At 73.9% G+C, this 12,665-nt stretch carries 10 protein-coding genes; 2 read left to right on the forward strand and 8 right to left on the reverse strand.

Translation table 11 applies throughout. The features are described from left to right. From AMK11_RS37655 to rimP, 8 genes are all read right to left on the reverse strand, one after another. On the reverse strand, window positions 1-3,963 hold the full coding sequence (locus AMK11_RS37655) for a trypsin-like peptidase domain-containing protein (protein WP_073731508.1): 3,963 nt from the start codon (window positions 3,961-3,963) through the stop codon (window positions 1-3). Between the two features lie 295 nt (window positions 3,964-4,258). Beyond that, a complete protein-coding gene (gene truB, locus AMK11_RS31355) occupies window positions 4,259-5,164 on the reverse strand; it encodes a tRNA pseudouridine(55) synthase TruB (RefSeq protein WP_073731509.1) in 906 nt (301 codons plus the stop codon). After that, window positions 5,161-5,625, reverse strand: a complete 465-nt coding sequence (gene rbfA / locus AMK11_RS31360; RefSeq protein ID WP_073731510.1) for a 30S ribosome-binding factor RbfA — start codon at window positions 5,623-5,625, stop codon at window positions 5,161-5,163. Before rbfA ends, truB begins: the two co-directional genes overlap by 4 nt. 71 nt (window positions 5,626-5,696) lie before the next feature. Beyond that, window positions 5,697-5,990 (reverse strand): DUF503 domain-containing protein, encoded by a 294-nt coding sequence (locus tag AMK11_RS31365; RefSeq protein WP_019330973.1) that lies wholly within the window; start codon window positions 5,988-5,990, stop codon window positions 5,697-5,699. A gap of 152 nt (window positions 5,991-6,142) precedes the next feature. Continuing rightward, window positions 6,143-9,202, reverse strand: coding sequence for a translation initiation factor IF-2 (infB, locus tag AMK11_RS31370; protein ID WP_073731511.1), 3,060 nt, complete (start codon window positions 9,200-9,202; stop codon window positions 6,143-6,145). Between the two features lie 161 nt (window positions 9,203-9,363). Beyond that, window positions 9,364-9,669 carry a YlxR family protein gene (locus AMK11_RS31375; protein ID WP_073731512.1) on the reverse strand — a complete coding sequence of 102 codons (306 nt, stop codon included), beginning with the start codon at window positions 9,667-9,669 and terminating at the stop codon, window positions 9,364-9,366. A 134-nt stretch (window positions 9,670-9,803) separates the two neighbouring features. After that, window positions 9,804-10,814 carry a transcription termination factor NusA gene (gene nusA, locus AMK11_RS31380; protein ID WP_073731513.1) on the reverse strand — a complete coding sequence of 337 codons (1,011 nt, stop codon included), beginning with the start codon at window positions 10,812-10,814 and terminating at the stop codon, window positions 9,804-9,806. Window positions 10,815-10,816: 2 nt separating this feature from the next. After that, the gene (gene rimP, locus AMK11_RS31385; RefSeq protein WP_073731514.1) at window positions 10,817-11,356 is read right to left on the reverse strand and encodes a ribosome maturation factor RimP; all 540 of its coding nucleotides are present in this window, start codon (window positions 11,354-11,356) and stop codon (window positions 10,817-10,819) included. A gap of 271 nt (window positions 11,357-11,627) precedes the next feature. Between rimP and AMK11_RS31390 the strand changes: the two genes are divergently transcribed. Continuing rightward, the gene (locus AMK11_RS31390; RefSeq protein WP_073731515.1) at window positions 11,628-12,173 is read left to right on the forward strand and encodes a hypothetical protein; all 546 of its coding nucleotides are present in this window, start codon (window positions 11,628-11,630) and stop codon (window positions 12,171-12,173) included. Beyond that, entirely contained in the window at window positions 12,170-12,622 is a 453-nt protein-coding gene (locus tag AMK11_RS31395; RefSeq protein WP_073731516.1) for a DUF4439 domain-containing protein, read from the forward strand. Before AMK11_RS31390 ends, AMK11_RS31395 begins: the two co-directional genes overlap by 4 nt. Window positions 12,623-12,665: the final 43 nt, after the last annotated feature.

Below are 12,665 nucleotides of genomic sequence, written 5' to 3' on the forward strand. Positions count from 1 at the left end.
TCACGCCGGGACCCGTGCGCCCGCCAGGCCCTCGATGGTGCGGCGGGTGCTGGGGCCCACCAGGGCGGCCCAGTCCTGAGGGGCGTCGGCCAGCCAGTCGGTCAGACGCCCGGCGAAGCCCGGCAGGTGGCGGGCCAGGTCGACCAGGCCCTGATCGAAGCGGGTGGCGCCGTCCGGGGTGCGCACGAGGAGCCGGCCGGTGCGGTGGACCAGGGCGCGCTGGCCGTCGCCGTCGCACCGGGCGGCGGCGTGCAGCAGCGCGTCGAGCACGGCGGGGTCCTGCTCGTGGGTCAGAAGGTGTTCGCGCAGCTCGTGGCGGAGCAGGCCGCGAACCGAGGTGCCGTCGGCGGCGAGGACTCCGGCGAGTGCGGCCCGCACCGGCTCGGGTCCCGCGTCCAGCAGGCCGGTGACCAGGGGCTGGAGCACGGCGCGGGCCGCCGGGTCGTGGTCGAGGCGCCGGTCGACGTAGGCGGCCACGTGCCCGGCGGTCTCGGGGCGCTCCGCGACGGCCTCGCCGACGAGTACGGCCACCCGGTGGGCCAGCGCGGGTGTGGTGGCGTCGGCGAGCCTGCGCAGCGCCTCCCCGGCGTCGGGTCCGCGCAGCCTGGCCCGGAAAGCGTCGAGGACGGGCTCCGGGTGGGTGGGCAGGGCGGCGGCCACCGCGCTCGGCGGCAGGTACGGGTCTGCCGCCGCGAAACGGCCGAGGGCCCGCGCGAGGTGGCGGTCCCGGCTGCCCGGGTCCATGACGAGCAGCGCGAGGGCGCCGCCGTGCAGCCGCTCGTCGGCGGGACCGGCGAGCAGGAGCAGGGCCGCGTGGCGGAGCAGGGTGCGGTCGGCGCCGGTGCGGGCGTGCGGGGCGGTGCGCAGGCCGTGGGTGACGGACTGCGCCCGCCGCTCCGGCCGCTCGTCGCGCGCCCAGCGTTCGACGGCCCGGCAGAGGGCGGAGGGCTCCTCCTCGGACAGGACGGCGAGCAGTTCGTCGGCCCGCCGGTGCGTGCTGTCGGCGAGCGCCTCGGTGAGTGCGTCCAGGCCGCGGTGGCGGTGGGTGTGCAGCAGCGCCTGCGCGGCCGTGGCGACGGTGGCGTGCGGCGTCGCGGGCAGCGGCCGCTCGTCGTCGAACCAGCGGACGAGGAGCGGTTGTACGGTCGTGGGGTCGGCGGCGAGCAGCCGGGCGGCCGTGTCGAGGTGGCGGGGGCCGGGTTCGCGCGGGGGGCCGTCGGCGAGGACGAGGCGGCGCAGCAGGTCCAGGCGGGTGGCCTCCGGCAGTCGCAGGGCGGTCCAGAAGGCCGGTCCGAACTCTCCCTGCCCCGGGGACTCCTCGCCGCTCCGCTCGGCGATACCGTCGGCGAGCAGCCGCAGCACGTCCGTGTACGGGGTGGCGTCGGGTACGCGGGTCAGCACCTCTGTGAGCAGCCGGGCGGCCCACCAGGATTGCGGGTCGGTGTCGAGGGCGCCCACCAGCTCTTCGAGGGTGAGGGCGAGTTGGGGGATGCCGTGCTGGCGGGCGAGGAGCAGCACGGCTTCGACGACGGGGCCGATGCGGTGGTGCGGTACGGGGAGGGCGTGGGCGTGCTGCGGGGTGGCGCCGCGGTGGACGAGGGCGCGCAGGGCCTCGTCCAGGTCGAGGTGGGTGCCCTGGAGCCAGTCGGCGAGCTCCTCGTGGACGAAGCGGTAGCCGTTGCCGGCGGGGACGAGGAGGCCTTCGGCGAGCACGGCCGTCGCCCAGCCGGTGCCGCCGCCCAGCCGTGCCGGGGCCGGTCCCCACGGGAACACCGCCTCGAACGACTCCCGGTCCAGCACGCCCTGCCCGGGGCCGAGACTGCGCCGGGCCGCCTCGTGCACCTGCCCGGAGACCTTCGCCGCGAGGCGGCGGCGCACGCCGGTGCCGTGCAGGGCGTTGTCCCGGGCCAGCCGGGTCGCGACGCGCAGACAGAGCAGGTCCAGGTAGGCCGTGAAGACGGCGTCCCGGTCGACGCGGGCGGGGGGAGGTGCGGCGGGCAGGGCCCCGTGGACCTCGGCGAGCAGGCGGAGGGTGAGAGGGTGCCGGGCGTCCTGGCCGTCGAGGGCGCCTTCCGGTACGCGGTAGCGTGCGCGCGCTTCCCGGGCCTCCTCCTCCGAGAGGTCACCGAGCCGGACGCAGGGCGGCGCCCCCGCACCGGCCGGCGCGGAGTGGGGGACCTGGGGGGCGGTTCCGGCCGGAAGCCCGCCGGGGCCCGACTCGTACGGGAGCCCTGCGGGGCCTGAACCGGCCGAGAACCCAGCGGACTCCGAGCCGGACGGCAGCCCGGGGGACTCCGGCCCACACGAGAACCCGGTAGGGACCGACCCGGACGAAAGCCCGGCAGGCTCCATGTAGGACGGAAGCTCGGTGGGCTCCGAGCCGTACGAAAGTCCGGTGAGCCTCGCCCCGTACGGGAGTCCGATCGGGCTCGACCCGTACGGGAGCCCGGCGTGCCCTGAACCGGGCGAGAACCCGGCAGGCTCCGTACCGGACGACAGCCCGGCAGGCGTCATCCCGCACGAAAGCCCCGCAGTCGTCGCCCGCCACGCCGTGCGGTCGCTGTCGGCGGCGTCGGCGGCGTCGCCGTCCGGCCCGGTGCACGACCCCGGTGCCGCGGTCGGCCAAGCACACCCGTCGCCGAGCACCGGCCCGGCCGACGCGCACCCGCGTTCCCCGTGCAGCAGGTCCCGCGGGTACTCCGCCCCCGCCCGCTCCCAGTACTCCGCCCGGCAGGCCACCACGAGCCGTGTCTCCGTCTCCGTCAGCCATGCCGCCGTGCCCTCGGTCCACTCGGGAAGGCGGTGGGCCAGGACGGGCGGCATCTCCTCGGGGCCGTCGAGGAGGAGCAGGAGGGGGCGGCCGGCGGTGTGCGCGAGGTGGGCCAAGCGCTCCGGGGTGATGTCACCGAGGCCGGCGGGGCGGGAGCGGTCGGCGGCGGCCACGATGCGGGCGGCTCGGCCCAGCGCCCTGCGTGCCGCGTCCGCCACCGACATGTCGTCGTCGTGCAGGTCGGCGCCGCGCAGCCACAGGGTGGGCGCCGGTTCCGTACCCCGGGAGCGGCGGGCGGCGAGGGCGGCCAGCTCGGTCGTACGGCCGCTGCCGGGGGCACCGACGAGTCCGAGGACACGGGCCCGGCCGCGGGGCTCGGTGAACGCGGCGAACTCCCGGACCACGTCGGCGCGTTCGACCGGCTCCACCCGGTCGGCGCCCCCGTCGTCCGGGCCGTCCTGCCCCACCTGGGTCGCCGTGAGGGCGAGCACCCCGGCCAGGTTGAGATCGGCGCCGTAGGCCGGGACCGTCGCCGCGTTCTCGGCGAGCAGGCCGGCGAGGGGGCCGGGGGCGTGCGGCAGCGGGACGGCGAAGCCGATGTCGCTGTGGCCGGAGCTCAGGGCGGTACCGAGGACCCCGAGGACCGCGCCGGTGGTGAGGTCGAGGACCGGTCCCCCGGCCGCGCCGCCACCGAGCCGCAGGGCGTCCCGCCCCGAGGTGCCGACCGCGAGCTCCAGCGCGTCGGCGAGGAGGTGGAAGCGGTCGGTGGCCGCGTAGTGGACGTCGGTGGTGCCCAGCACCCGGGCCTCGCGCCAGCCGCCGGCGGCGATCCGGACGTACGTCCCGGCCTCGGTCCTGCCCCGCGTGCCGACGGGCAGCGGGGGCACGCCGAGGCCCTCGGCGCGTACGAGGGCCAGGCCGAGCGCGGGCAGCGGGGTCACGTCGGCGGCGGCCACGACGCGGCGGCGGCCGCCGGCGGCGCTCAGCACGAGCCGGGACAGGCCGTCGACGGCCTCGTGGCTCGTGATCACCGTGCCGTGGTGGTCGGCGGCGAACCCGGTGCCGCGGGGCCGGCCGGCGAGGTCGTGGACGCGGACCAGGGCGTCGTCGGGCCCGTGTTCCGCGGGGTCTGTGTCCTGCGCCTGCGGCCCGGCGTGCGGACCCCGGACGTCGTGCCCCGACCGCCGTGCCATCCTGCCGCTCCCCGCCTCCCGGGACCGGTTACGCGACGCCATCGCCGCACCTCCCCGCCGTACACCCGTGCTGTGTGTTCGACGGTAGGCGCGTGATGATCAGCGGGACAGGGCGCGTCGCCAACGCGCCCCCTTCCGCTCCCCCGGTTCACTCCGAGCGCCTGCCCGGACGGGTGAACGGACGGGGTGGGTTGGATACACCCTAGGGGGTGGGGGAACCGAGGGGGGCCGTGGAGCGGCGATGGTGGAAACCCCGTGGTCGCCGCTCCACGGACGGAGCCCGTCGGCGGGCCGTTCAGCCGAAGACGGCCAGGCTCTTGGCCTTGCCCTTCTGTTCCTCCACGAGCGCGAGGAAGCGGCCCTCCTGGTCGAAGACGGCGACGGCACCGGCGCCCGCGTACTCGTCGGGCATCTCCAGCCGTACGCCGTTGAGGAGGAGCCGGGCGCGCCGGGTGTCCACCGTCCACTGCGGGAAGGCGGCGCGGGCCGCGTCCGCGACCGGCATGACGGTCAGCTCCTCCTGGAGCTGGTCCAGCGTCTTGGCGGTGTCCAGCTTGTAGGGGCCGACGCGGGTGCGGCGCAGCGCGGTGAGGTGGCCGCCGACGCCGAGGTCGGCACCGAGGTCCCGGGCCAGGGCGCGGATGTAGGTGCCGGAGGAGCAGACCACCGAGACCACCAGGTCCAGCACCGGGGTGCCGTCCTCGGCGACGGCGTCCCGGACGTCGTACACCGCGAAGGAGGAGACGGTGACGGGGCGGGCGGGAATCTCGAACTCCTCGCCCTCGCGGGCCCGCTTGTAGGAGCGCACGCCCTTGATCTTGATGGCGCTGACCTTGGACGGCACCTGCATGATGTCGCCGGTGAGCCTGGCGACGGCCGCGTCGACGGCGTCCCGGGTGACCTTCGAGGCGTCCCGCGACCCCGTGATCTCGCCCTCGGCGTCGTCGGTGAGCGTCGTCTGCCCGAGCCTGATGGTGCCCAGGTACTCCTTCTCGGTGAGGGCGAGGTGCCCGAGGAGCTTCGTCGCGCGCTCCACACCGAGGACCAGGACACCCGTCGCCATCGGGTCGAGCGTGCCGGCGTGCCCGACGCGCCGGGTGCGGGCGATGCCCCGCATCTTGGCGACGACGTCGTGCGAAGTGAAGCCCGACGGCTTGTCGACGATGACGAGGCCGTCGGGCGTGGTGTGCTTCTCGGTCATTTAGCGGTGTCGTCCGTCTCGTCGGCCTCTTCGTCGTCCTCGCCCGGCTTGCGGTACGGGTCCGCCTCGCCGGCGTACGCGGCGCCCGCGGAGGCCTCGCGCACCTTGGCGTCGGACTGGCGTGCCTTGTCGAGGAGGTCCTCGATGTTCCGGGCGGTGTCCGGGAGGGCGTCCATGACGAAGGCCAGGGTCGGCGTGAACTTCACGCCCGCCGCCTTGCCGACCTCGGAGCGCAGGATGCCCTTGGCGCTCTCCAGGCCCGCTGCGGCGGCCGCCCGCTCCTCGTCGTCCCCGTACACCGTGTAGAAGACGGTCGCCTCCCGCAGGTCACCCGTGACCCGGGTGTCCGTGATGGTGACGTGCGAGCCGAGCCGCGGGTCCTTGATCCCGCGCTGCAGCTTCTGGGCCACCACCTCTCGGATGAGGTCCGCCAGCCTTTTCGCCCGCGCGTTGTCGGCCACTGGTCCGTCTCCCGTTCTTTCTTCTCTGTGTTTCGTGGGTCTGTCGTGTTCGCGGTCAGTCGTCTCAGCGGTCAGTCGTCTTCGCCGTGGAAGCGCCGCCTGACGGACAGCAGTTCCACCTCGGGCCGGCCGGCCACCAGCCGTTCGCACCGGTCGAGTACGTCACTCAGGTGCCCGGCGTCGCCGGACACCATGGCCAGGCCGATGACGGCCCGGCGATGGAGGTTCATGTGATCCACCTCCGCCGCGCTCACCGCGTACTTCCGCTGGAGTTCGGCGACGATCGGGCGGACGACGGAGCGCTTCTCCTTCAGCGAATGTACGTCGCCGAGGAGAAGGTCGAAGGACAGCGTCCCCACATACATGTGCAACCGGTTCACCCGCCGGTCCGGGATCGATGGCCCCGCCATCCACGGGCGGGGACATCAGAACCGTACAACGAACGGCCGGGGCCGATCGACGGATATTGCTCTCCGCCGACCGGCCCCGGACCGCACCGTCTTCGAAGTCGGGGGTGTTACACCCGCGGCTTCTCGCGCATCTCGTACGTCGCGATGACGTCGTCGACCTTGATGTCGTTGAAGTTTCCGAGGTTGATACCGCCCTCGAAGCCTTCGCGGATCTCGGTGACGTCGTCCTTGAAGCGACGCAGACCCTCGATGTTGAGGTTCTCCGCGATGACCTTGCCATCGCGCAGGAGGCGCGCCTTGGTGTTGCGCTTGACCTCGCCGGAGCGGATGAGAACACCCGCGATGTTGCCCAGCTTGGACGAGCGGAAGACCTCGCGGATCTCCGCCGTACCGAGCTCGACCTCTTCGTACTCCGGCTTGAGCATGCCCTTGAGGGCCGCCTCGATCTCCTCGATCGCCTGGTAGATGACCGAGTAGTACCGGACGTCCACACCCTCGCGCTCGGCCATCTGCTGTGCCCGCCCGGCGGCGCGCACGTTGAAGCCGATCACGATGGCGTCGGAGCCCATCGCCAGGTCGATGTCGGACTCCGTGACCGCACCGACGCCGCGGTGCAGGACGCGGATGTCGACCTCTTCGCCGACGTCCAGCTGGAGCAGGGAGGATTCCAGCGCCTCGACCGATCCGGACGCGTCGCCCTTGATGATCAGGTTCAGCTGCTGGACCTCGCCGGCCTTCAGCACCTTGTCCAGGTCCTCCAGCGACACGCGGCGCGTGCGCTTGGCGAACGCGGCGTTGCGCTCGCGGGCGGCGCGCTTCTCCGCGATCTGGCGGGCCGTACGGTCCTCGTCGACCACGATGAAGTTGTCACCGGCGCCCGGGACGTTGGTCAGGCCCAGGACCTGGACCGGCGTCGACGGACCAGCCTCGGCGACGTTGTTGCCGTTGTCGTCGAGCATGGCGCGGACGCGGCCGTAGGCGTCGCCCACCACCATCGTGTCGCCGACCCGCAGGGTGCCTCGCTGCACGAGGACCGTCGCCACGGCACCGCGGCCGCGGTCGAGACGGGACTCGATCGAGATGCCCTGCGCGTCCTGGTTCGGGTTGGCCCGCAGGTCGAGCGAGGCGTCCGCGGTGAGGACCACGGCCTCCAGCAGGGAGTCGATGTTCTCCCCCTGCTTGGCGGAGATGTCGACGAACATGGTGTCGCCGCCGTACTCCTCGGCCACCAGGCCGTACTCGGTCAGCTGACCGCGCACCTTGGTCGGGTCGGCACCCTCGACGTCGATCTTGTTGACCGCGACGACGATCGGGACCTCGGCCGCCTTGGCGTGGTTCAGCGCCTCGACCGTCTGCGGCATGACGCCGTCGTTGGCCGCGACGACCAGGATCGCGATGTCGGTCGACTTGGCACCGCGGGCACGCATGGCGGTGAACGCCTCGTGACCCGGGGTGTCGATGAAGGTGATCTTGCGCTCTTCACCGTTGACCTCGGTCGCGACCTGGTAGGCACCGATGTGCTGGGTGATGCCGCCGGCCTCGCCCGCGATGACGTTCGTCTTGCGGATGGCGTCGAGCAGTCGGGTCTTTCCGTGGTCGACGTGACCCATGACGGTGACGGCCGGCGGACGGACGACCAGGTCCTCCTCGGAGCCCTCGTCCTCGCCGAACTCCAGGTCGAAGGACTCGAGAAGCTCGCGGTCCTCCTCCTCCGGGCTGACGATCTGAACCGTGTAGTTCATCTCGTCGGCGAGGAGCTGGAGCGTCTCGTCGGAGACGGACTGGGTCGCGGTGACCATCTCGCCGAGGTTCATCATGACCGCGACGAGCGACGCCGGGTTGGCGTTGATCTTCTCCGCGAAGTCGGTGAGCGACGCACCGCGCGACAGGCGAATGGTCTCGCCGTTGCCGCGAGGCAGCATCACGCCGCCGACCGACGGGGCCTGCATGGCCTCGTACTCCTGGCGCCTCTGCCGCTTCGACTTGCGACCGCGACGCGCGGGACCGCCGGGACGGCCGAAGGCGCCCTGCGTGCCACCGCGGCCACCGGGACCGCCGGGACGGCCGCCGAAGCCGGGACGGCCACCGCCGCCGCCGAAGCCGCCGCCACCGGGACGACCGGCGAAACCGCCGCCGCCACCGGGACGACCGCCGCCACCGCCACCGGGACGGCCGGCGAAGCCGCCGCCGCCCGGACGACCGCCGCCACCGGGACGACCGGCACCGCCGGGACCGCGACCGCCGCCACCGGGGCCGGGACGCGGGCCGGCAGCCGGACGCTGCGGCATCATGCCGGGGTTCGGACGCGGGCCGCCGGGACGGGGACCGCCCTGGCCGCCGCCCTGCGGACGCGGCATCGAGCCCGGGGTCGGGCGGTTGCCGCCCGGAGCCTGGGGACGGGGACCGCCGCCCTGGCCGCCGGGAGCCTGCGGACGCGGGCCGCCGCCGGGAGCACCGGGACCGCCCGGACGCGGGCCGCCCTGCGGACGGGGCGCCTGCGGGCGCGCCATACCGGCGTTGCCGCCGGAGGTGAAGGGGTTGTTGCCCGGACGCGGGCCGCCGGGACGGCCGCCGGGGCGCTGGCCCTGGGCGCCGGGACGCTGGCCACCGGGACGGCCCTGGCCGCCCTGCTGACCGCGGTCCTGACCCGGACCGGACGGACGGGCGCCGCCGGGCTTGGGAGCGCCGGGACGCGCGCCACCGGGCTTCGGACCGGCCGGAGCCTGGGACGAAGCGGCCGGGGCGGCCGGCGGAGCGGTGAACTCCGGCGCGGCCGGGGCCGGACGCGGCGCGGGCGCGGGCTTCGGGCCCGGCGTCGGACGCGGGCCCGGCGCCGGGGCGGACGGGGCCGCGGGCTGCTGGGCGGCCGGAGGCTTGGGAGCCGCCGGAGCCGCCGGACCCGGACGGGGCGCAGCCGGGCGGGCCGCCTGCGCCGGGGAGGGCGCCGACGGCCTGGGGGCAGCCTTCTTCGGGGCCGCGGGACGACCGGCGGACCGGCCGTTGCCGCCACCCTGCTGGAAGGCGTCTGTCAGCTTGCGTACTACGGGCGCTTCGATGGTCGAAGACGCCGAACGGACGAATTCACCGAGTTCCTGGAGCTTGGCCATGACGACCTTGCTCTCGACACCGAACTCCTTGGCGAGTTCGTAGACCCGGACCTTAGCCACTTCGCTCCTCTGAGGTCCGGGTTGCGTCCGGACCGTCGCTAGTTCATGGGCGTACTCATCGCGTACTCATCGAGTGCTCATCGCAATCTCGACCTGCTTTCGACTCGCGAGGTACCAGACCGCACGGGGTTCCGCGCGGCATGTCTTCCTTACCACGTTGCTCACGTGCCGCTTTCAGCGGCCGTGCTGCAACCTTGTGCCTGCTCGACGTAGTGACGCAACGCCTTTACGTCGAGCGGTCCCGGGACGCGGAGCGCCCGCGGGAACGCCTTGCGGCGCACTGCCTGGTCGACACAGACCGGTACGGGGTGCACGTACGCACCCCGGCCGGGCAGCGTACCGCGTGGATCGGGGGCGCATTCGCCCTCGACCGCCACGGTGCGCAGCAGCTCGCTCTTGACCGCTCGCTCCCGGCACCCCACGCAGGTGCGCTCGGGGCATGCTCGGGTACGTGTCCGGCCAGACACTCCTAAGTCTACCTCCCCGGACCGACCTCACCCCTTTGGGGCAAGAATCGAACACGTGCCGCACGCAAGACTGTCGTGATCTCAGCGCCGCGCGGCTTGGATCTATTCCCCCGTACCCGCCGGACGGCCCGGACCTACTCCCCGTGCCCGCCGGACGACTGGTCGGAGGGCTGCTCGGTGTCGGGCCGGATGTCGATCCGCCAGCCGGTCAGCCGGGCCGCGAGGCGGGCGTTCTGGCCCTCCTTGCCGATGGCCAGCGACAGCTGGTAGTCCGGCACGATCACCCGGGCGGAACGGGCCGCCAGATCGACGACCTCCACCTTGGAGACGCGGGCCGGGGAGAGCGCGTTCGCCACCATCTCGGCCGGGTCGTCCGACCAGTCGACGATGTCGATCTTCTCGCCGTTCAGCTCGCCCATGACGTTGCGCACCCGGCCTCCCATGGGGCCGATGCAGGCGCCCTTGGCGTTCAGGCCCGAGCGGGTGGAGCGCACGGCGATCTTGGTGCGGTGGCCGGCCTCGCGGGCGATCGCGGAGATCTCGACCGACCCGTCGGCGATCTCGGGGACCTCCAGGGCGAAGAGCTTCTTCACCAGGTTGGGGTGCGTACGGGAGAGCGTCACGGAGGGGCCGCGTACGCCCTTGGCCACGCGGACGACGTACGAGCGCAGCCGCGTGCCGTGCGGGTAGGTCTCGCCGGGCACCTGCTCCTGCACCGGCAGGATGGCCTCCAGCTTGCCGATGTCGACCAGCACGTTCTTCGGGTCGCGGCCCTGCTGGACCACGCCGGTGACGATGTCGCCCTCGCGGCCTGCGTACTCACCGAGCGTCGCGTCGTCCTCGGCGTCGCGCAGCCGCTGCAGGATGACCTGCTTGGCGGTGGTGGCGGCGATGCGGCCGAAGTCGGACGGGGTGTCGTCGAACTCGCGGGGCGCCTGGCCCTCCTCGAGGTCGTCGGGGTCCTCCTTCGCCCACACGGTCACGTGTCCGGTGTCCCGGCTGAGCTGCACGCGCGCGTGCCGGCGGCTTCCCTCGGTGCGGTGGTAGGCGATGAGGAGGGCCGACTCGATCGCCTCGACCAGCAGGTCGAAGGAGATCTCCTTCTCCCGGACCAGACCCCGCAGGGCGCTCATGTCGATGTCCACGGCTACGCCTCCTCCTCTTTCGTGTTGTCGTCGGTGTCGCTGTCGGTGTTCTGGGTGTTCTGGGTGTCCTTGCGGTTGAACTCGACCTGGACGCGTGCCTTGTCGATGTCACCGAAGGGAAGCCTGCGGGTGGTGGCCTTGCGGCCCTTGACTCCGGGGACTTCGAGGTCGAGTCCGTCGTCGTCGACGCCCAGGATGCGCGCGACCAGTTCGCCGCCCTCGTGGAGCTGGAACCGCACCAGGCGGTCCGTGGCGCGCACGAAGTGGCGGTGCTCGGTGAGGGAGCGCTCGGCGCCCGGGGTGCCGACCTCGAGGGTGTACTCCGCGTCGCCCATCGCGTCGGTCTCGTCGAGCTTCGCCGAGAGCGCGCGGCTCACATCGGCGATCCGGTCCAGGTCGGCGCCGGTGTCGGAGTCGACGACCACGCGCAGCACACGCTTGCGGCCGACCGAGTCCACCGCGATCTCCTCGAGGTCCAGTCCCTGGGAGGCGACGAGCGGCTCAAGCAGCTCTCGCAGCCTCTCGCTCTGGGTGGTGCTCATCCGGGTGACTCCTCGGCCGCGTGTGCTGTTGTGGGACGGTGCGCGTGTCTGGTCAAAGGGTATCCGGTCGCGAGGGGTGTTGCCGTCCACCCCGGCTCGGCGGTGCCGATGGGTGGTGCCCGGCCGGGGCCCGGGTACCGTGATCACGGGCAGGCGGCCGCGGTGCGGGGTTCTGTTCGGCGCGGGTTTCGTGCGCGCCGCGCTTCGCTCCGCTGTGGTTGTCTCCGCCGTCTGTCTCCGCTTCCGTACGAGCCCGTCGAGGACGTCTGTCGTGTCGCTTCCCGTATCGCCGCGTCTGCCCTCCGGGCCGCGCAGAAGGAGCCTGCTCGCTTCGGCCGCCGGGGCCGCGCTGCTCGTCGGCTGTTCCGGCGGCTCGGACTCCGGTGGCCCGGGCGGTGATCCGTCCGCCGCCGAGCGGGCCCGCGCGCGTGCGGCTCGGGACAGCGAGGCGCTGGCCGGGCGGTACGCGGCGGTGATCGCCGCGCATCCCGGGCTGGCGGAGCGGCTGCGGCCGCTGCGGGAGGAAGTCGTACGGCACGCGGAGGCGTTCGGTGCGGTATGGGCGGCCTCTCCCGAAGCCTCGGCCGAGGCATCGCCGTCGGTCTCCGCGCGGGCCGCCGGGCCGGAGGACGGCTCCGGTGCCGTGCCCGCGGGTGAGAAGGACGCGCTTGGTCTGCTCGCCGCCGCCGAGCGGGAACTGACCGACCGGCGGACCGGTGCGCTGGCGGGAGTGCCGGGCGAGCTGGCGCGGCTGCTGGCCTCGGTGGCGGCGGCCGGGGCGGCGCACGTGTATCTGCTGACGGAGGGTGACGGGTGAGCAAGGCTGAGGACCGGGAGCTGGACGCCCTCCAGGCCGCGCTGGCGGCGGAGCACGCGGCCGTGTACGGCTACGGGGTCGTCGGTGGACGAGTCGGCGAGGAACGGCGTACCGAGGCACGGGCGGCGTACGACGCGCACCGGGCTCGGCGGGACGCGCTGGCGCGCGAGGTGCGCGATCTCGGTGCGAAGCCGGTCGCGGCGGCGGCCGGGTACGCGCTGCCCTTCGAGGTGCCGGACGCGGCGTCGGCGGTGCGGCTGGCGGCGGAGCTGGAGGAGCGGGTGGCCGGCGTCTACTCCGACCTGGTGCGGGCCGCCGGCGGTGACCGGCGGGCGGCCGCGGCCGGGGCGCTGCGGGAGGCGGCGGTCCGTGCGGTGCGGTGGAGGGGCGGGAGCGTACCCTTCCCTGGGCTCGCCGAGCGGGCCGGTTCGGCGACACCGACTGCGTAACACGTACGGCTGCGTAACACGTACGGCTCTGCCCGTACGGGAA

Origin of the sequence: Streptomyces sp. CB02414 (genome assembly GCF_001905385.1) — a bacterium.
Classification (GTDB): Bacteria; Actinomycetota; Actinomycetes; order Streptomycetales; family Streptomycetaceae; genus Streptomyces.

Coding starts and splice junctions, on each gene's coding strand:
- AMK11_RS37655 (WP_073731508.1), bottom strand. CDS start 3,963: ATGGCACGGCGGTCGGGGCACGACGTCCGGGGTCCGCACGCCGGGCCG.
- rimP (WP_073731514.1), bottom strand. CDS start 11,356: ATGAGCACCACCCAGAGCGAGAGGCTGCGAGAGCTGCTTGAGCCGCTC.
- AMK11_RS31365 (WP_019330973.1), bottom strand. CDS start 5,990: ATGTATGTGGGGACGCTGTCCTTCGACCTTCTCCTCGGCGACGTACAT.
- truB (WP_073731509.1), bottom strand. CDS start 5,164: ATGACCGAGAAGCACACCACGCCCGACGGCCTCGTCATCGTCGACAAG.